Genomic DNA, 19899 nt, shown 5'->3' with positions numbered 1-19899 from the left:
GCATGTCGATCATCGAACGACTCGCATCGCGCTTCCGCCGGGAGACCGTCTCGCTGGAGCTCGACGACATCCAGGCGCTGATCCTGCGCAGCCGACCCGAGCCGTATGTCGGCGTCCATGCCATGCTCCACTTCGACGACGCGGAGGGTGCGCGCAATTTGCTCGGACGCCTCGCGCCGCATATCGCATCGGCTGATACCTGGACCGATGAGCTCGACCACTGGATCGGCGTTGCCCTCAGCTACGACGGGCTCCAGGCCCTCGGTCTGCCCGAGGAGCAGCTCAAGACGTTCCCGCTGCCCTTCCAGCAGGGCATGGCCGCACGCGCGCCGCAGCTGCGCGATCAGGGCCCGAACGCGCCGGAGAACTGGGACGCGGTGTTCACGCCCGGCCAATGCCACCTCGCGCTGACCATCTACGCGGTCGACGATACCGCCCTCGACAAGGCGCTCGCGACTGCCCATGCGGAGCTCGACCGTACTGCGGGGGTGACGCTACTCGGCGAGCATCGCTTCGGCGCGCCTGAGGGGGCGAAGAACCCGTTCGGCTTCCGCGACTCGATCTCGCAGCCGGCGGTGGAGGGCAGCGGCGTGGCCCCGTTGCCCGGCGAGGCGCGGCCGATCAAGGCCGGCGAGTTCCTCCTCGGCTACCCGAGCGAGACCGGCGTGCCGCTCGCCATGCCGGAGCCGCCTGCCTTGGGGCGGAACGGCACCTTCGTGGTGCTGCGCAAGTACCAGAGCCGCGTCGGCTGCTTCAACGCCTTCCTCAAGGCTCATAGCGACACCTTGGAAGAACGCGAGCGCCTCGCCGCCAAGATGTTCGGGCGCTGGCGCTCGGGCGCCCCGCTCGCCCTCGCGCCCGACGAGGACAATCCCGACCTCGGCGCCGATCCGCGCCGGAACAACAACTTCGCCTACGCGGACGACCCTAAGGGCCGCCGCGTCCCGCTCGGCTGTCACATGCGCCGGCTCAACCCGCGCGACGCCGAGCTGACGCTGCTCACCGATGTCAACATCCATCGCATCATCCGCCGCTCCAGCACCTTCGGGCCCGTCTACTCGGAGGAGGTGACGCCGGAGGACGATGCTAGGAGCGAGCGCGGCATCTTCTTCATCTTCATCAGCGCGCGTGCCTACGACACGATCGAGTTCATGCAGCAGGAATGGATCAACCGCGGCAACTTCATCGACCTCGGGGAGGAGCGGGATCCGGTCGTTGGTCTGCACGAGGGGGAACGACGCTTCACGATCCCGCAGACGCCAGCACGCAGGCGCATCGATGGCGTGCAGACCTTCAACATCATGAAAGGCGGCGAGTATCTGTTCATGCCGAGCCTCTCGGCGCTGAACTGGCTAGCCAAAGCCGGATGGCGCAACGCTGCCAAACACGACTGATATACTTGGTCCGATTTGTCAAACAGCGTTGAACCTTGGTTCATCCGCACTTTCGGTGCGGAGCGGTGGTTTGGGCGTTGATTCGCATGGTGGCCCGAGGGCAGCGCGATGCCGATCTCGAACCCGTCGATGCCGTCGGTCCCGGACGGCCTGCACGTCGATGACCTGACGCTGGATAAAACGGGGTTGCTGATCACTGCCCGGACCACGGCGGCCCAGGCGTCCTGTCGGGTCTGCGGGCGTGCTTCGACGCGGGTGCACAGCAGGTATTGGCGGACGTTCAAGGACCTGCCCTGGCAGGACCGGTCGGTGACATGGCGGGTGCAGGTCCGCCGCTTCCGCTGCGGCCATTGCCCGGGGCGGATCTTCGCCGAACGCGTGCCGGGGCTGGGCACGCGCAAGGCGCGCCGCAGCGACCGGTTGGCTGAGGCGCAGACCGACATCGGCATGGTGCTGGGTGGTGAGGCCGGCGCAAGGTTGTCGCGGCGGCTGGCCATGCCTATCAGCGGCGACACCGTCCTGCGCTTGATCCGTCGTCGCGGGACCGTACCGTCTCCGCCGCCGCGGGTGGTGGGCATCGACGATTGGGCGTGGCGACGCGGCCGGTCCTACGGCACCATCGTGTGCGACTTGGAGCGGCGGCGCGTCATCGACCTGTTGCCCGGCCGCTCTGCGGCACCGGTGCGGGATTGGCTCGCTGCCCATCCGAGCGTGACTGTCGTCAGCCGTGACCGCTCGGGGCCCTATGCCGAGGCTGCGCGTACGGGAGCGCCGACGGCGACGCAGGTCGCGGATCGCTGGCACCTGCTCGTCAACGCATCCGAGGCGCTGCGCGGCGTGGTCGAACGACACCAGCCCCAGATCCGGAGCGTGGCCCACCGCGCCGAGAAGGATCCCTCGGCCTCCCCTGGCCTGAGGGAGACCGCAGCCAAGCCGGAGGTGACGAGCCGACGACGTGATCGCTGTGAGGCGGCCCTGTGCCTCCACGGCGAAGGTCTGCCGACCAAGGAGATCGCTCGCCGTCTCGGCGCGTCCCGCAACGCCGTGCGCCGCTGGGTGCGGGCAGGCCGGTTCGTGCCCTACCGTCGCGCACCGGGTTCGAGCCGGCTCGACCGCCATCTCCCCTTCGTTGAGGCCCGCTGGCAGGAAGGCCAGCACAGCGCCACCGCGCTTTACCGGGAGTTGCACGCACACGGCTTCACGGGTGGCTACGATATCGTCCGGCGCTGGGCTGCGCGTCGGAAGCGCGGGGCACCGGCTCGACCACCGTCCACTCGGATCCCCTCGACGCGCCGCATCACCCGATGGCTCACTGGCGACCTGGCTGCGCTGTCGCCGGAGGATCGCGCCTTCACCGAAGCGCTCTGCAGCGCCGCGCCGAAGCTGAGCCAAGCAGCCGAGGTTATCCGCGCCTTCGCCGATCTTTTGCGCCAAAACGATCCCACCGGACTGACGCCCTGGCTGGACGCTGCAGCCGCGACCGATCTCGGCGGCTTCGTCACAGGGCTCCGGCGGGACGAGCCAGCCGTGCGCGCCGCCATCGTCGAACCCTGGAGCAACGGTCCTGTCGAGGGGCAGGTCAACCGCCTGAAACTGATCAAGCGCAGCATGTACGGCAGAGCCGGATTCGATCTCCTACGCCAGCGCGTCCTCCATGCCGCGTGAACTGAGACCGGCAAAGCTTGATCGGACAACAGACCCGCAGCACCGAAAGTGCGGATGAACCCTTATTCCACGCCTAATCACAGGCGATAGTCCAAAGCATTGAAGCGCTACTCTCGCAGGGGCCATTTCAAGCGCAACTCATGAGTGCGTCGACGCGCGCTGTGATTGTGAGATCGTGTCGATAAGCCCTCAGGATTTGATTAGTAACGTTCGCTCAACTCTATCGTGCACAAATCCGTTGGAGGGTGAAGTTGCCTTCGAGCAAGCTGGGTAAGGAAACGTCTGGTGCCGCTGTTCGACGCTGAGCTTCGTGCCCTCATGGCGGCGATCGATAAGTCCCGAGCGCGGATCGAGTTTTTGCCTGATGGCACGGTGGTAACGGCCAATAGTCTCTTTCTGATCCTGATGGGCTACAACCTCGCAGAGGTGAAGGGGCAGCACCACACCGTGTTTGTTCCCGCTGCCGAGCGCGACAGCGACGAGTACCGCGCCTTCTGGGCAGCCCTGCGTCGCGGCGAAGCGCAGACCCGTGAGTTCAAGCGGATCGCTAAGGACGATCGAGTTGTCTGGATCCAGGCGACGTACAACCCTGTGCTGGACCGTGCAGGACGGGTCACTCGCATCGTCAAGTTCGCCACCGACATCACCGAGCAGGTTCTGCGCCACATCGACCACGACGGTCAGCTCGACGCCCTGCATCGTTCGCAGGCCGTGATCGAGTTCACCCTCGACGGGACTATCTTAGTCGCCAACCAGAACTTCCTCAATGCGGTTGGCTATCGGCTCGATGAGATCCAAGGCCGCCATCACAGCCTGTTCGTAGATGCAGATGAGCAGGCGAGTACGGCTTATCGTGAATTTTGGGCAAAGCTCTCACGCGGCGAGTTCGCCTCTGGCGAGTTCCGCCGCATAGCCAAGGGTGGCCGCGAATTTTGGATCCAAGCCACCTACAACCCGATCCGCGACCGGGACGGCGTGCCGGTGAAGGTGGTCAAGTTCGCCGTTGACGTCACCGTGCAAAAGCTGCTGGCCACGGACGCGGCGGGGCAACTGGCGGCCGTCAACCGATCACAGGCGGTGATCCAATTCGCCCCCGACGGAACGGTGCTCGACGCCAACGCGAACTTCCTCGGTGCACTCGGCTACCGGATCGAGGAGATTTGCGGGCGACATCACGCCATGTTCGTCGAGCCCGGCTACGCGCAGTCGCCGGAATATGCGGCGTTCTGGGATCGCCTGCGAACCGGCGAGTTTCTTGGCGGAATGTTCCAGCGCTTTGGGAAGGGCAGCCGCCCGGTCTGGATCCAGGCCAGCTACAACCCGATCTTCGGTCCGACCGGCCAGCTGACTAAGATCGTCAAGTATGCGACCGACGTCACCGCGAACATGGAAGCGCGCTCATTTGCGGTCGAGGCCGCCGAGCGGACGCTCGACAACGTTCAAGCGATCACCAATGCAGCTGAGACCATGAACGCGGCTGCCCAAGAAATCTCGCATGGCATGGCGCAGTCGAAGACGGTTGTCGACGACATTCACGGCCGCACGAGCGAAGCCGACGCGGCGACGGAGCGCTTGCAGGCTGCCGCTACCGCGATGGGTGGCGTCGCGACGGCAATCGCAGGCATCGCTCAGCAAATCAATTTACTGGCCTTGAATGCCACAATCGAGGCTGCCAGGGCGGGTGCGGCCGGTAGAGGCTTCGCGGTCGTTGCCACTGAGGTGAAGGAGTTGGCCGGCCAAGCCGCAGCCGCCACTGCCCGGATCAGTGGGGAGGTCGTCGGCATGCAGACCGTATCGGCCGAGGTGGCGACGACGCTCGCCTCGATCACCGCGGCGATCGGCGCGATCAGCTCGCACGTCGATGGTGTAAGCGCTTCGATGGACGAGCAAGCTCGGGCGACGGGCGACATCCTGTCGAGCATGCGACATGCGGCCAGCGGTGTGTCCAGCATCAGCACCAGCTTGGACGATTGGACCGTCGGCATGGAGGAGCGTCGCGCCGAGCGTCGGATCCGAGTCCTGCTACCAGCCAGCATCCACGTGCCAGGCGGGAGCGTGATCGCATGCTCGATCCGCGACATTTCGAATGGTGGCGCACGGCTTCATGTGAAGGAGCAGATCCGCCTTCCCGACCGGTTTGATCTGGTCGTTGACGAAGACGGGCGCCGGTTCAGCTGTGAATTGCGGCACCGCTCAGGGTCGAGCGCGAACGTGCAGTTCCGGCAGGCTGACCAGCACAAACTGACATCTGTAGCGTGATTGCCAGCAGCCATCCTTCAATTGCTGCATTGCCGCACCAAGCTCTCTAGCGTCCTCCCAAGGGACACCCACCGGCTCGGTCCAAGGTGACCCCCCTTCCCCGCGGGCTGGGTCGGTGGGGCTCGTGCATTAACAGCACAGCGGGGTGGAACTCTGCGGCGCCCGGCGACTTATCGCAGTGCAGCAATGCGATAGCGTCAGCGCCGCTGCGCTGCAGCCCTTCCAAGGACGTTTCCTCCCGTGACTTCGGGCCGCTGCTTGAGGGCGGCCTCTTTTGTTCCGAGCCCTATCAGAGTTTGGAGTGAGCCCCTGGGGGTGGACAGTTCGGGCAGGACTAATTGACCGGATCACTGGGTCTTCGGAGGATGAAGACCGTGGACCGACATCGTTCCCACAGCATCGCATTCAAGCGCCAGGTCGTACAGGAGTACCCGTCGGGCGAGACGCTGCTCGGCTTGGCCAAGCGCCATGACCCCTCGCGCAACCTCCTGCGCGTCTGGGTGCAGAAATACGAGGCTGGCGCGCTCGACGACGATGCAGCCGCCGCCGACACGATCCAGGCCTATGAGGCACGGATCGCCACGCTCGAACGGCTTGTCGGCCGACAGGCGTTTGAGCTTGAGTTTTTAAAAGGGGCACTGTGAAGCAAGCCGCTGCCGAGAAGCCGGCCTACGTCCGTGATCACCGGCCCGACGGTCTCTCTGTCACAGAGGGATTCCGACAGCTCTGCAAGCCGCGCTCGTCATTTTATCGTTCCGTAACCTGCCCTTATGCGAATGGCGGCACGCCAGCTCGGCTACGTGTTCAGTCAGTGGGCTGTTCCAGTAGCGTTTCACGGATCCTAGAAGTCGCCTCCGTTGAGAACGGCTCGACTGCAAACCAATGAACTAGCAGCCGGGCCATGTAACGGCAACCCTGTAGTTAACCTTTTGTTAACCACATCTCGACCATGTACTTGCCACGAGCGCAGCCCCGTGTCATTTTGACAGAGTTAAATTAACTCTGTCACAAGCTAGTCTTTGACGAAGCTCGGCGAACATGCGCTCCTCGTGTTCCACCAACACGGGGAACACACGCATGCGCAATCTCATCCTCAGCAAGGCCCTGGCCGTCCTGGCCACCCTCGGTCTTGCTACCTTCCTGCTCTTCCAGCTCGTTCCGCCGGTCACCCGCGCGGATCCCGTCGGGGTCAAGCTGGTGCCCGCCTCCGAGCTCATCGACGCCAGCGTCGAGGGCTTCGACCCCCAGAACACTCCTCTGATCCGTCGGCTCGACCTCATCCGTCAGAACATCACCGCGCTCGGCATCGGCGAGCAGCTTGAGGTGCGGGGCATCATCCTGGCGATCATCGCCGCTCTGGCCCTGTACGCCCTGCTGCCAAGCCGGCTTCGGCCTCTGCTCCCTCTCTGCGATGCCATCGATGCCGCCGCCCAGCGCTTCGCGCCCTATCGCACCTTCACGCGGCTCATCCGCCACCCGCTGTTCTTCCTCGTGACCATCCTGTTGACCGGCGGACTCTTGGTGCAGAACGAGTTGCTCGACACACCGGGCAGCCTTCCGGCCCTGACCAAGCTCCACTGCTCCGTGAGCCAGCCCTGTAACGTCTGGTCCCGGCCGTTCCTGACAGACCCGTTCTGATGCGCTGTGGGCTCGGCCGGCGAGGCGGAGCCCGCCAAGCGCAAGAGACGACGCCTACGGCACGCGGCGACCGGCTCAAGCTGGCGCCCTGCCGCCTCCAACAGAGCCCCTCAACGTCCGTAATCCGGTCCTGAGTGGGACCGGCCCGACCGCTCACGCGTAACGACGTCCGGCAGAGTTCCCCGGATGTCTTCGACCAGCCGAAGAATACGGGGCGAGACCTGGCGCTCCGCGCGGCGTACGCCCCGAGCCAGCTGTCGGAGTGCCTGCCGTGGCACTTCGCTCATCTCCTGCAACACCCGGCGCAGGGCTCGCGCCGCCGCAAAGCCGCTCTGCAAATCGAGGCGCATCTCGGCACGGGGCGGCGGGATCGCGCCGCTGCGCACGAACGCCGCCCTGTCCTCGACATGGTCGACCACGTTCACCTTCTCACTGTAGCGGCGCGCTTCGACGAACAGCCGCTCCTGCAGCTCGGCGGTGCTCGGTGTGAGATGCGGATCCACTTGGCGCACCCGCACCGCCGCCTCCAGGCGCTCGCGCTCGATTACCAGATGCGCTTCCTGCCGGTGGCGCGTCAGCCCCACATAGAGTTCGCGCGCATCGCCGGCCGTAAACCCGCAGTAGATCGTCGCCGCACAGGTTCGGCCCTGCACCGCGTAGGCGGTCCCAGCATAGCCGAGGCTGATCCGCGGCGACGGCTGCACCTGCGCCGTTCGGCGCGCCCGCACCGGCACGAACCTGGTATAGGCATCCTCAACCCGCCGGCCGTCCTCCAGCCGCACCCGCAGGCGCAGCGCCCCGCCCGCGTCCGCCCCGATCGCCTCGACCGTCGCCCGCGTGCCGTTGCGGATGCCGTGCTGACTCAGGCTCTCGCCGAAGCGGACGCGGTCTCCGACCGCCAAGCTCAGCGCCCGCGGCCGGTTCTCGCGGTCGCGCGCCACGACCTCGACGTCTGGTCCGGTCAGATCACCCTCAGCCCGCAGCAGGGCACGGGCGCCGCGGTTCAGCTCGGTCGCGTCGCGATTGCGTCGCGTCACCATCAGCACCGCGTCCGCCCCGTGCCGCGCCCGTGCCTCGGACCAGAGGGCAAGCGCCCGCGCCTGCACGGCCGGGGCGCCGGCGACGAGCTCGATGCAGCCGTACCGGGCGTAGGCACGCAAGCCCGCCTCGACCTCGCCGCGCGCCATCAGCACCGACGCCGCCCGCTGCCAGGGCACAGCCTGGCGCCGCACCTCGGATAGCGTGGCGTGGCGGCCGAGCACGTCGTTCACCGCCCGCAGGGCGCTCGCCCCCGCCACCGAGGCGAGCTGGCGCCGGTCGCCCATCAAGACCACGCGGGCCCCGCCCGCCTCCGCCGCCGCCAGGATCGCGCAGAGATCCTTCGTGCCGACCATCCCGGCCTCGTCGACCAGCACCAGGGTGTCGGGGCCTAGGCTTGCGTCTGCCTCGCGCGCCTGGTCGTGGCGCCACTTGGCGATCGCCTGCGCCGGGATCCCGGTCGAGGCGCCGAGCTCGTCGGCCGCGACCCAGCTCGGCGCCAGGCCGATCACCTGAAGCCCGGAATACCGCGCGATCTCGACCAGCGCCTTCGCCGTCGTGGTCTTGCCCGTGCCGGCCCCCGCCTCCAGCACGCTGACGGCGGCCGCACCGCTTACGTGGCGCAGGGCTGCCTTCTGCTCTTCGGCGAGCGGGGCGGCGCTGGCCAGCACCGCGTCCACGACCGGTGCCGGGACCATGCGCTCGGCCGCGGGCCGGTCGGCGGCGCGCAGCAGCGCGGACTCGGCGGCAGCGATCCCCGGTGTCGTCCAGCAGGCCTCCCGCTCTGCCTGCACCAGGCGCACGAGCTGGCCGGACTGCTCCAACTCTGCCAACTCGGCCCGCACCGCCGCGAGCCCAAGCCCCTGCAGCGCCGCCTCGTCGAGCGCCCGCTCGATCAGGTTTCGGCGCGTGAGCACGTTCTCGTGCCGGAACAGGGCGGAGGCTGCGCGTGCCACTGGCGTCGCACCGGCGATCTCGGGCGGATCGAAGGCGGGCTCCGGCCCGCGCTCAATCACATGCTCCCGGACCAGCTCCCGCGACGCTGCGCGCACCGCGGCCCAAGGATCGTGCGCGAGCGCGGTGAACTCGGCGTGCCAGCGCGCCTCCAGCGCGGGCCCGGTCGGCAGATCGGCCTTGGCGCCGCGGGTGGCGAGCGCCGCCACCTCCTTCTGCGCCCCCGAGGCGGCTGCCCGATCACCGCCGACCTGCGCCTCGATCGCGACCGAGCGCTTGGAGAAGGCCTCGATCACCGCCTCCGGGATGCCGGCGATCTCGAACTGCCCCTGGCCCGCTGGACGCAAGCACAGGCCGAGCTCGCCCACCAGGCGCTCGGCCAGCGCGGCCCGGTAGGCGCTGCCGACCACGAGCTGCCACTGGTAGAGCCGCTCCGGCTCCAGAGTTCTAGGCTTTTTGTCCTTAGACACGGCGGCGTTGATCAGAACGCAGTGCGTGTGGCAGTTCGGGTCACCGGCCCGCGAGGTGTAGTGATCGAAGCGCCCGACCATTAGGCCGGCCGGCGGCTCGCGCCGGTGGCCGCCGGCCCCGAGCCGGACCTCCACCAGTTCCTCCGCGCACAGGAAGCCGAGCGCCTCCTCGACGGCCGCGGCGTGGATGGCCTCCAGCTGCGCCCGTGCCTCGGGATCACCCGCAGCCCAGAGCAGCGAAACGGTTTTGGGTGCAGTCAGGGTCAGATCCCAGCCCGCCCGGTGTCCCACCCCGGCCCCGCGCACCAGCGGCTGGCCCGTCGCCGGGTTCAATCCGGCACAGAGATCGCGGAAGCTCTCCAGCACGACCGGGGCGCCGTGGCGCACGATCGCAGCGCCCTGCGTCCACCAGAGGCCACCGCCGTCCTGGACGTAGTACTCGTCCCGGTTGTACGTCTCGCGGTAGGGGTCGTTGGTGTAGTACGCACCCGCCGACGCTCCGCAGCCGAGCGCGTGCAGCGAGGCAGTCACGGGGACGAGGCCTTCGCCCGGTAGCGGCAGATCTCGGCCATCGCCGCCGGTGTCGGCTCGGCCAGCGCGTCGCCAACGATCCCGGCGAGCTCAGCCAGCCGGTCCTTGATGAAGGCCATCTCCGCGCCGAGCCGGCCGTAGGCGGTGATCCCGTCGAGATGGTCGACGAGCGCCCGCAGCGCGAGTTCCTCCGCCGGCAGGCCGGTGCGCTCGGTGGCGGCGGCAAGGCGCGCGGCGAGTTCGGGTGTGAGAGGCAGCGTCAGGCTCTGGGCGGCGGACATGGGGGCCGGAGGTCGTGGCGGCGGGAGCAGGAGCGGGACCGTGGCAGCCGAGCCTGAGCCGCCACAAGGGCTTGGCCGGCCTCTCAGCTCCCTATGGTTAGCGATCGGCAGCTTTAGGTCGTGAACTCATAACGGCGGCACGGTTGAGCGGCTGTGTCGTTGGTCCTTCAGGACTGGAGGATCACGAATGGCGCGGTTTGACCTGACGGATGCGGAGTGGGCGGCGATCGAGCCGGTTCTTCCGACGGACGTTCGCGGCAAGGAGCGGGCGGACGACCGGCGGGTGCTGAACGGGATCTTCTGGCGGCTGCGCACGGGCGCGCCCTGGGCCGACATCCCGGCGCGCTACGGCCCGCACACGACGTGCGGCAACCGTTTCCGGCGTTGGCGCAAGCGCGGGGTCTGGGATCGACTTCTGAAAGCCGTGTCAGAGACTTACGAGGGCGACCTGCAGATGATCGACGCCACCAGCGTGCGGGTGCATCAGCACGCGGGCTGCGCTAAAAAAAAGACGACCGATCCCGTGGCATGGGTCGCTCGCGCGGCGGCCTGACGAGCAAGATCCACGCGCTGGTGGATGCCGAGGGCCGGCCCATCGCGCTCAAGATCACCGAAGGCCAAGCGCATGACGGTCGGGCGGCCGACGACATGCTCGGCGATCTCGGCCCAGGGCAGACCCTTCTGGGTGATCGCGCCTACGACAGTGATGCGCGGCGCGAGCGCTTGGCCGAGCAGGGAGCGTGGGCCAACGTGAAGCCGATGCCCAACCGCAAGACCGTGCCCGCCTTCAGCGCCTTCCTGTACAAGTACCGCAATCTGGTCGAGCGGTTCTTCAGCAAGATCAAGCACTTCCGCGCGGTCGCGACCCGATACGACAAGGATCCGGAAAACTTCCTCGCCAGCGTCAAGCTCGCAGCTGTCCGCGTCTGGCTCCGAGCTTAATGAGTCTGCGACCTAGTGCGTGTGGTGTGACCCTACCCCACCCATGGTTCCTTAACGGCAAAGTTAACGGCAGAGCCTAGCAGCCCTGGCAAAGCCTGGCAGCCAAGGCGCCGTTAACCCGCCCTCCCCTAGCGCAGGGGCATGCCCCTCGATCCCAAGCGCCTCGCCCGCGATGCGAAGCGTGCCCAAGCCCAACGGCCTGACAGCAGCATCGGCCGGGAGACCACCGGGGTCACTCGCGCCGTGCGCGCCGGCCTGCCCATCATCCGCCAGCTGCGCGCGGCCGGCGTGACCTGGGCAGCCATCGCCGAAGCCATGAGCGCACAGGGCGTGACGCAGGGCGAGGGCCGCCCCCTGACTGCCACGCGCCTGACCGCCATCGTCACCCAGGTTGAGGCCCAGACCCGCCGCAAGGCCGAGCGCGAGGCCCGGCGCCGAACCCGGCCCGACCTGACCGTCTCCCCCGAGGCTGTCCCACCGCCCGAACCACCGCTTCCAGTCCCGGCCGAACCTGCTCTTCCCTCCCCGATCGGGTCCAGCGCGCGCGCTACGGAAGAGGAGATCCGGCGCGCCGGCCTGCACGATCTGCATCAGCTCCTGAAGAAGTCTTGAAGAAGGTCCTCCCATGCCCCGCATCCTCCTCGTCGCCCAGGACAAGGGCGGCTCCGGCAAGACCGTGCTGGTGCGCGCGCTCGCCGAGTGCCTGCCGTCAGCCCGCCTCATCGAGATCGAGGCCAACCGCCGCCTGATCGAGTTGGAGGACCGAGTCAGCTTCTTCCCCGTCCGGGCCGAGCGCGGCGAGATCAACCGCACCGGCGGTGCCGCCGCGCGCGCGGAGTTCGACGGCCCACTCAACGCCATCGCGGCCGCGCAAGGCCCCGTCATCGTCGATGTCGGCGCCAACACGGCCGGCTCACTTCTGCCGCTGATTGGTGAGGCGCAGGCGCGCTACGCCCGCCGCGGCGTGGAATTCGGCCTTCTCGTCGTGCTCACCAGCGAACCTGGCGCACTCGCCAACGCCCCCGTCCTCCTCGACCTCGCCAAGCCGTTCACGGCGGCGCGTTTTGCCGTGGAGAACCAGATCGAGGGGCCGGTCGATGCGAAGGCGCTCAAGGCCTTCAAGGACGTCACCGTGACCCGGCTGGAGAAGCTCAGCCTCGATGAGCGCGCCAACGACCTCCTGCAGAAGGGCGGGTTACGCTTTATCGGGGTCGGTACACAGAACGGACCCAGATATACGCTAAGGTTTTGCCGTGCCTTCGACGGCGCGCATCTGGCGAAGCGGTCTGAGCGCGGTGGATGGCGCATCGGGATCGGTCCAGAGGTAATCGCCGGTGAGATTGATATGCTGCCAACCGAGCGGTGATAGGTGTTGCAGCAGGTCCGGCGGGACCGGCCGGCCGAGGTTGGCGAGATGCATCCGGGCGGCTTGCAGGTAGGTCGTGTTCCACAGGACGATGGCACCGGCGACGAGGTTCAGCGCGCTCGCCCGATGGCTTTGGGCTTGCAGCGCATGATCGCGGATACGGCCGATGCGATGGAAGAAGATGGCGCGTTTCAGGGCATTTTCCGCTTCTCCCTTGTTGAGTTCGCGGGTGGCGCGGCGACGCTGTTCGGGCTGCTCGATCCAGTCGAGCGTGAACAGGGTACGCTCGACGCGACCGATCTCGCGCAACGCCAGTGCCAGGCCGTTGGCGCGTGGATAGGAGCCGAGCCGTTCCAGCATGATCGAGGCGCTGACGACGCCTGTGCGGATCGAGGTTCCCAGTCGCAGCACGTCGTCCCAGTGTGCCTCGATCAGACCTTCGTCGATGCGGCCCGCGACCAGCGGCGCAATATCGGGGCCGGGTTCGATGCCGTTAAACAGGTGCAAACGGCGTGCGGCGATATTCGGGATACGCGGCGCGAACCGGAACCCAAGCAGATGACATAGCGCGAACACATGGTCGGAGACGCCCCCGCCATCGACGTGATGCTCTTCGATGTGCAGATCGGCGCCGTGGTGGAGCAGCCCGTCGAGCACCTGTGCCGCCTCGCTCGCCGAAGCGGAGATAACTGTGGAATGGAACGGCGCGTAGCGATCCGAGACGTGGCTGTAAAAGGAGACAGCCGGCTCTGTCCCCTTGTGCGGATTGACTGCGCCGGTTGCCTGGGCGCGGCGGTCGAGCGGAAAGTTCTGACCGTCTGAGCTGGACGAGGTGCCGGACCCGAACAGCGCGGCCAGCGGCGCGGTGTGTTGGGCGTCGACAAGCCGGGCGAGCGCGCGACCGTAGGTTTCCTCGCGCAGATGCCATGAGGCGAGCCAACCGAGTTGGCGCTGGGTCACGAGATTGCAGGCTTCCGCCATGCGCGTATGGCCCAGATTGGTGGCATCGGCGAGCACCGCCGTGAGGATCGCACGTGGTTCATCCGCGGCACGGCCACTTTGCAGATGCGTGAAGCACTGGCTGAACCCGGTCCATCGATCGACTTCGGCAAGAAGGTCGGTGATGCGGATCGCGGGCAGATGCGCATAGAGCGGCGCAAGGGCGGTATCGGATTCCTCGGGAGTAATCGCCTTCAAGGGCGAAATCCGCAGCCTGCCCAAGCTGAGCTGCACGTCTTCCAGCGCGTCCGTCTCCGCCTTTCGCTCGACCTCGGCCAATCGACGGGCGAGGCGGGCGCGTCGTTCGGCCAGCCAGATATCGGCCGTATCCGGTGCCGGTATCGGCAAGGGGCCGGCCGCGCGCATGTTGGCGAATACGGGGGCAGGAATGAGTTGCTGCTCGACAGCACGATAGCGTCGGCTTCCCTCGACCCACATGTCGCCGGCGCGAAGCCGGTCGCGAAGCTCGACCAGCACGCACAATTCATAGATCCTGCGATCGGGAATGCCGGTGCCGATCGCCCGACGCCAAGCTTGCCGGATGAAGCCGACTGGCGTGCCTGCAGGCAATTTGCGCAGATGACCAAAATGAAGGTCGCGCATGATCGCGACCGCTCGCGCGAGCGCATGGCAGGCTGGCACCGCCCCGAATGTGAACGAGGCGATGAACGAGGGACCGACCTGTCGGAGGACGGGGTAATTGGTCGCGGCGACCGCGACGGGATCGACCGAATCGGGGCGGATCAGCTTGCGGGCTTCATCGACCTCGCGGCCGAGATCATTCCATCCGATCGCTGCCTCGACCGCAGCGCCGATATCGCCACCTGATATCTTGGCGGCGAGCAAGGCAGCGCCGAGTTGGGCAAGCAGCCGGATTTTGCCGTTGATGGTGCGCCGGTTGCGCTTGAGTGTCGTGTCCGCGCTGTTCTGTTCGCGCCGGAACATCTGCCCAAGCAGGCGATCGAACATCAGCACCGCATCGTCGGTGAGGGTAACGATGGTTTCGAGGATGGTCGCCACCAATGTGGCGCGACGCCGCGTCGCTTGCAGCGTCCGAACATGTTGCGCGGTCAGCCGCACGCCTTCCTGGCACAGGCGTCGGAGGCGCTCGGGATGGACGCCTACGGCGATATCCGGATCGATCCCGATGGCCCGAAGCAGTGTCAGTCGCTCGATGATGGCGGCGAATGTCTTTCGGCCGGGCTTGCCGGGTGACTGCCGCACCCAGGCCAGATCGCTCAAGTTCGTGCCTGTGTGGGGCAGGAGAAGCGCATCGAGCAGCCGGCGCTGTCGAGCATCGAGTCCTCGGGTCAGATGCTCGGCGACATGGCGTTCGGCATCGAGCAACGCCTGTGCGACCATCCGCTCGACCGAACTGATGCCCGGCACAATGATGCGCCGTCGCCGGCACTCATCCAGCATCACGCGCGCCAGCCTAGCCCCGCTGGTCGTCGTCAGCGCGATCGGCAGGAGCCATTCCTGCAACGTCGTTCGCAGCGGCCGACTGAGCGGCATGAAGCCGAATGCATCGCGCAGTGCATCGAGCTGTTCGTACCGGGTCGGGCCGCGCGTCGCGTAGTCGGCCAGCACCTCGGGTCCGACCTGCAATTGCTCTGCGACGAACGCGAGCGGCGTATCAGGGATCAGTTCACCGGGTCGCAGGAAACGGCCAGGATAGCGCAGCGCGCAAAGCTGGATCGCGAAACCCAGCCGGTTATGCGGTCGCCTCCGGCGGACGATGATGGCCAAGTCGTCCCGGCTCAATGTCCAGTGCTGGACGAGCAGGGTTTCGTCGTCGGGAAGCGCGAGCAACGCCGCGCGTTGCTCGTCCGACAGGACGGCGCGACGCGGCATCGGCTTAGACCTTGGCCGGTGCGGTCCAGCCGATCCGGGCAAGCGTGCCGAGAAGGGTCGAACGCGGCACCTTGAAGGTCCGGCAGACGGACGCCTTGCTGGCCCCGCCATCCAGCGCGGCGGTGATCCGCTCGAGCGTTTCGGCGTCGATCATCGGCGGGCGGCCACCTTGGCGTCCCCGGCGTTTGGCAGCAGCCAGTCCCGCCATCACCCGTTCGCGCGTGAGCGCACGCTCATATTGTGCCAATGCACCGAACAGCGAGAACAGCAATTCGCCGTGCGGCGTGGTCGTATCCATCTGCTCGGTCAGCGACCGGAACGCGATGCCGCGCGCCTTCAGATCGGTGACGATCGTCAGCAGGTGCGGCAGCGAGCGTCCGAGCCGGTCGAGCTTCCACACGATCAGTGTGTCGCCCGCGTTCAGATAGTCGAGGCAGGCTTTCAGGCCTGGTCGGTCGTCGCGCGCGCCGGATGCCTTGTCGGTATGGAGATGCCGATGATCGACCCCGGTTGCGACGAGCGCGTCCCGCTGGAGATCGACCGTTTGGCGGTCATCGGTCGTTGACACCCGCATATATCCGACCAGCATGTACGACAAACCCTCGAAAGCATGTTTTCGAACACCCTATCAAAGCGACAGGGTTTGTCGATCGTTATGGGCTGAGGCGGGTATGGTTCGGCAAAAGCGCAGGTCCGGAGCGTCGCCTATCACCTGTTTGCCGTCACGCGTCTGCTGTCCGTATGGACGCAAGTAGAAGGCACGCTGATGCCGCAAGAAGCACCAGGTCCTTCAACAGGAACTGTCCGGTTCCGGCCGAAATCGCCGGGAACCCGCCAGCGGTCGGCTCGGCGACGCCAGGCGTGCTCAGGAAAAACGTCAGTGTCACGGCATAAGTCAGGCATGACATCGCCGCGCCGAGAGCGGAGGCCGTCTTGTTGAAAGCACCGATAATCAGCGCAGCGGCCGTCGCGAGCTCGACGGTGCCTATAAAATAGCTTCCACCCTGCACCCCAAAAACGGCCGGAATCCAGCTCATGATCGGACTGTTCTTCATCAATGGCGCGATGCCCATCGCTTCATAGCTCGTGAATTTCATGCAACCGAACCAGAGAAAGATGACCACCAGCGCCCAGCGCAGCAACGCGAGAGACCCGCGAGAGCCGGTCGTCTTTTCAGCTATGTGTAATGTCGAAAACATGGTGCCTCGCTTTCATCATGGCGCATGACCTGCCTTCATGCTTAGACAGGCGTGATATATGCGCTGCGCATACACTATGCGCCGTCAATGAATGAGGCAACCCTTTGAACGTACTCTCGGACCGGCTCGTCAATCTGTTCGGCGCCCTCGCAGTGGGCATCACCGATCGAATTAAGAAGGCGGCATTCGACCCGACGATACCCGGCGGTGGCGAAACCACCGCGGCGATCGTCGTCATCGGTCACGCGACCGGTCTTTCGATCGACGAATTAGGACGGGTGCTAGGCTTGTCCCACGCGGGGACGGTGCGGCTTGTCGATCGATTGGTTGCAGCCGGGTTCGCCGTTCGATCCAAAGCGCTACGGGACCGTCGTGCAGTAGCGCTGATGCTCACTGAGGCAGGCGAGACTCGCCTATCTGCGATCCTGCAACGAAGAAACGAGACTTTATCCGAAATCCTTAGCCATGTCTCGAATGCTGACCGCCTCGTGCTGGAACGTATTGCCGAGACAATACTTGCGCAGATGTCTGACGACGCTGTCTCGGCGCTGACGATATGCCGGCTCTGCGACGAGAGGCGATGCTACAACTGTCCGATGGATGCCTTTGGAATGCTGGAGTCGTCGACGCATAGAGTCGACCCATAAGTGCGCGCAGAGACGCTTAGCGTATATCTGTGCCCGTTCTATGTCCTGACCCCTTTATCGGCGAGGACCTCACCGCCGCCGAGGACAGCCTGACCGACCGGTTCGGCTTCGCCGAGGCCGGCCGCATCGTCGAGGATCTCACCCGCTTCCGGGCCAAGGCCATGCAGGCGGCCGGTCCGGCGGCACGCTGGCTAGAGGGCTGAAGGCTCATGGCACGTTCCCCCTCCCGCACCCCACCTTCCACGGTAGAAGTGCGCCTGCGCGCGGCGCAGGAGGCCGAGCGGGCGGCCACGCAGAGGGTGCAGCAGGCCAGCCGGGCGCGGCTGGCCGAGCTCCTGCGGATGCCGCCGCGCGAGCGCCTGGGCCACCTCGATGATCCGGCCGTCGTCGCTCCGGACAGGGTCAGCCTGCGCCGCTCGCTTCAGGCCGATCTCACCCGGCCGCGCCGCCGCTGGCGGCCGGGAGGCCGACTGCAGGCGCTGGGTCGCCGCTTCGGTGCGGCCGCGCTGCATCAGTTCCTGCACCCGGCCGTGCTCGGCTTAGCCGGGATCACGGGCGTGTGGCTGTACACAGCGTGGTCCGCCACCCCTCATCTGGCGATTTCGACTCAGGCTTTGTCCAGCAACCTGATCGGTCCGGACGGTCGCGTCGAGAGCTACACGTTTCCAGCCCGAACCTGGGTCCCGGTCGAGCGGCTGGACGCGCAAGTGGCACAGACCCGGGTCTGGTACTCGGGCCAGGGCTACGGCCACGGTACGGTCTGGCGCAGCGGGCTCTATCTCTCCCGATAAGGGAACGCCGCCCCAGGCCGGTGCTGACGCTGCCTGATGGGCGCGGGTGCGGCCCTCAGGCGGTGGCTCGCACCGGCGCGACCGGGTCGAGCAGGCCGGCAAAGCGCGCGTTGCGGTGGGCGAGTGTCTTGCGCAGCTTGAGCGGGTCGGTGGTGTAGGCAGCACTGTTGAGGAATACCAGGGTGTGGCGCTGGGTCAGGCGGGCGAGCTCGGAGGCTGGCACCAGCGCCTCGGGTCCGGGCGCCACGCTCTTCGTCTCCCGGCCGGTGGTTGGATCGCGCGAGACTGTCTCATGCACACCCGTAAAGGTGCCGAGCGCACTCGACCAGCGCTCGCGCTCCGCGCCTTGCGCGCCGGAGAGGTTGAACAGCATCAGGGCCTCAGCAGTGTCGCGCAGGATGGCGGCGCCCGCCTCGCCGTAGGTGTCGGTGATCTGCGCCTCCGACTGCCAGAACGTCCACAACGACACGCCGTAGCCCGGCAATTCGCCAGCGCCGCGCAGGATCGCATCGAAGCGCCCGAGCACGTAGGCCTCGTCGATGATGACGAGGAGGCGCTCAGCCACGGGCGTGCGCCGCACGGTGCTGAACAGGGCAGCGAGCAGCCAGCGCACGTAGGCACTGAGTTCCTTGCGGCGGTCGTCGGCCGGCAGCACGATGAACAGGTCGGCGTCGCCCGCGCAGAGCGCGTCGAGGCTGAAGCTGTGGCCAGCCACCACCTGCTGCATGCGCGTGTCCAGCATCCAGCTGAAGCCTTGCGCGGCGGTCGTGAGAATGCTGGCGCGGCTCTTCTCGTCGTCGGAGTCGAGGATGCCGCGTGCGTCCTGGGCGACGGCATCGTCGTACCCCTCCAGCGCGGCGCGCAGCGCCTTGGGATCGCGCACCAGGGCGGCGGCCTCGGGCGCGCCCTGGCCGGCTCGGATCACACATTGCAGGGCCGCCACGACGAGGACCCCGGCGCGGTCGCGGAAGAAGGCACCGGCCTCGCTGGTCTGGCTGGCCTCGGGCAGGAGGGCGCGGGCCATGCTCTGCAGCTCCAGCACATCCTCAGGGTCGAGGCCCAACAGCGGATCCCAGCGATCCGTGCCCCCGGCGAGGTTGAGCGGATCGAGCACGCACACCCTCTGGCCCATGCTCTCGCGCCGCTGCCGCACGGCGCGCACGACATCACCTTTGGGGTCTATGACTACGGCAGGACCGGCCCAGGCGCCGGGTTCCGGGAAGGCGAGGTTGGGCAGGATCAAACCGCTGGTCTTGCCGGAGCGCGGGGGCGCAATGGTGAGCAGGTTGCCCTCGACCTGGACGCGAACCGCCTGGTTTGTCTTGGGGTTGAGGCCGAGTTCAATCCCCTTGCGCATGCGGGCGAGCGCGCGTGGCGAGGCGAAGTCGGCATCGCCGAAGCGGCGCAGGCGATGACGCAGCGGCACGCGGCGGCCGCCCATCACGATCAACATGCCGAGCGCAATGGCGGCTCCCCATACGATGCCGAAGGCCTCACGCCCGCCACCGGGGAGCGCCTGTGAGCGGCCCAGCACCATGTTAAGATAGGTCCGGCCCATCCGTACGAGGAGAGCGAGCCACGCGTCCGGGCCGCTGCCCTCCGGCGTGAACCAGGCGACCGGGGTCCCAGGCAAGGCGGGCCAAGCGCGCGTGTCGAGGCCGTGACTGGCCAGATACGCGGCCGGGTAGCCGAGAAGGAAGACGACGAGCCCTAAGACGAGAACGAGGCAGGCGCGGAAGGCGAGGTCAGGGCGATGCATCGCCCTGCCATAGAGCGGGACGCTTGAGCAAACCGGATATGGAGCAGCCCAAACTTGAACGCGCTGATGAAGCGTCTGTTGACCACATCGAGCACGGTAAGATCGGATCCTC

The 19899-nt window shown here is 67.0% G+C and carries 16 protein-coding genes; 10 read left to right on the top strand and 6 right to left on the bottom strand.

Annotated features, from left to right (window positions below; genetic code table 11):
• The first annotated feature begins 2 nt into the window (after positions 1-2).
• The 5 genes from MPPM_RS27295 to MPPM_RS27275 all read left to right on the top strand — a co-directional run bounded on the left by MPPM_RS27295 (position 3) and on the right by MPPM_RS27275 (position 6956).
• Positions 3-1394: a Dyp-type peroxidase gene (locus MPPM_RS27295; protein ID WP_096488089.1), complete on the top strand. Its 1392-nt coding sequence runs from the start codon at positions 3-5 to the stop codon at positions 1392-1394.
• Between the two features lie 129 nt (positions 1395-1523).
• Positions 1524-3059 (top strand): ISL3 family transposase, encoded by a 1536-nt coding sequence (locus tag MPPM_RS27290; protein ID WP_096488098.1) that lies wholly within the window; start codon positions 1524-1526, stop codon positions 3057-3059.
• A gap of 285 nt (positions 3060-3344) precedes the next feature.
• Complete coding sequence (locus tag MPPM_RS27285; protein WP_432419870.1) at positions 3345-5318, top strand: PAS domain-containing protein; 1974 nt, start codon at positions 3345-3347, stop codon at positions 5316-5318.
• Positions 5319-5683: 365 nt separating this feature from the next.
• Positions 5684-5962 (top strand): transposase, encoded by a 279-nt coding sequence (locus MPPM_RS27280; RefSeq protein ID WP_348529783.1) that lies wholly within the window; start codon positions 5684-5686, stop codon positions 5960-5962.
• Positions 5963-6395: 433 nt separating this feature from the next.
• Positions 6396-6956, top strand: a complete 561-nt coding sequence (locus MPPM_RS27275) for a hypothetical protein (protein WP_096488088.1) — start codon at positions 6396-6398, stop codon at positions 6954-6956.
• 110 nt (positions 6957-7066) lie between these two features.
• On the opposite strand, the gene mobF is transcribed toward MPPM_RS27275, so the two are convergent.
• Both mobF and MPPM_RS27265 read right to left on the bottom strand, forming a co-directional pair.
• Positions 7067-9949 carry a MobF family relaxase gene (gene mobF, locus MPPM_RS27270; protein ID WP_096488087.1) on the bottom strand — a complete coding sequence of 961 codons (2883 nt, stop codon included), beginning with the start codon at positions 9947-9949 and terminating at the stop codon, positions 7067-7069.
• Positions 9946-10230 carry a hypothetical protein gene (locus MPPM_RS27265; RefSeq protein WP_096488086.1) on the bottom strand — a complete coding sequence of 95 codons (285 nt, stop codon included), beginning with the start codon at positions 10228-10230 and terminating at the stop codon, positions 9946-9948. The genes mobF and MPPM_RS27265 overlap by 4 nt, the downstream gene beginning before the upstream one ends.
• A 187-nt stretch (positions 10231-10417) precedes the next feature.
• Between MPPM_RS27265 and MPPM_RS27260 the strand changes: the two genes are divergently transcribed.
• Both MPPM_RS27260 and MPPM_RS27255 read left to right on the top strand, forming a co-directional pair.
• Positions 10418-11172, top strand: a protein-coding gene (locus MPPM_RS27260; protein WP_096482775.1) for an IS5 family transposase whose coding sequence is annotated in 2 segments (ribosomal slippage) — positions 10418-10733 and positions 10733-11172 — 756 coding nt in all. Because the reading frame shifts where the segments join, the coding sequence is not laid out codon by codon here.
• A gap of 141 nt (positions 11173-11313) precedes the next feature.
• Positions 11314-11784 carry a hypothetical protein gene (locus MPPM_RS27255; protein WP_096488085.1) on the top strand — a complete coding sequence of 157 codons (471 nt, stop codon included), beginning with the start codon at positions 11314-11316 and terminating at the stop codon, positions 11782-11784.
• 628 nt (positions 11785-12412) lie between these two features.
• Here MPPM_RS27255 and MPPM_RS27245 read toward each other — a convergent pair.
• The 3 genes from MPPM_RS27245 to MPPM_RS27235 form a co-directional block, all read right to left on the bottom strand.
• Positions 12413-15391 carry a Tn3-like element ISMpo10 family transposase gene (locus tag MPPM_RS27245; protein ID WP_012449407.1) on the bottom strand — a complete coding sequence of 993 codons (2979 nt, stop codon included), beginning with the start codon at positions 15389-15391 and terminating at the stop codon, positions 12413-12415.
• Between the two features lie 4 nt (positions 15392-15395).
• Complete coding sequence (locus MPPM_RS27240) at positions 15396-15980, bottom strand: recombinase family protein (protein WP_010339849.1); 585 nt, start codon at positions 15978-15980, stop codon at positions 15396-15398.
• A gap of 133 nt (positions 15981-16113) precedes the next feature.
• Entirely contained in the window at positions 16114-16590 is a 477-nt protein-coding gene (locus MPPM_RS27235) for a YkgB family protein (protein ID WP_010339850.1), read from the bottom strand.
• Positions 16591-16694: 104 nt separating this feature from the next.
• Here MPPM_RS27235 and MPPM_RS27230 point away from each other — a divergent pair, with 104 nt between their 5' ends.
• The 3 genes from MPPM_RS27230 to MPPM_RS27225 are packed head-to-tail and all read left to right on the top strand — an operon-like array spanning position 16695 to position 18028.
• On the top strand, positions 16695-17237 hold the full coding sequence (locus MPPM_RS27230) for a MarR family winged helix-turn-helix transcriptional regulator (protein ID WP_010339851.1): 543 nt from the start codon (positions 16695-16697) through the stop codon (positions 17235-17237).
• Positions 17238-17266: 29 nt separating this feature from the next.
• Positions 17267-17440, top strand: a complete 174-nt coding sequence (locus MPPM_RS28345) for a hypothetical protein (protein WP_157914322.1) — start codon at positions 17267-17269, stop codon at positions 17438-17440.
• Positions 17441-17446: 6 nt separating this feature from the next.
• Entirely contained in the window at positions 17447-18028 is a 582-nt protein-coding gene (locus tag MPPM_RS27225) for a hypothetical protein (RefSeq protein WP_096488084.1), read from the top strand.
• Positions 18029-18083: 55 nt separating this feature from the next.
• Here MPPM_RS27225 and MPPM_RS27220 read toward each other — a convergent pair whose 3' ends face one another.
• Entirely contained in the window at positions 18084-19787 is a 1704-nt protein-coding gene (locus MPPM_RS27220) for a type IV secretory system conjugative DNA transfer family protein (RefSeq protein WP_096488083.1), read from the bottom strand.
• Positions 19788-19899 lie beyond the last annotated feature (112 nt).

The sequence above is a fragment of the Methylorubrum populi genome (genome assembly GCF_002355515.1).
Classification (GTDB): domain Bacteria; phylum Pseudomonadota; class Alphaproteobacteria; order Rhizobiales; family Beijerinckiaceae; genus Methylobacterium; species Methylobacterium populi_A.
The sequence above is the reverse complement of the archived record's forward strand: the minus strand, read 5'-3'. Positions and strand labels throughout refer to the sequence as shown.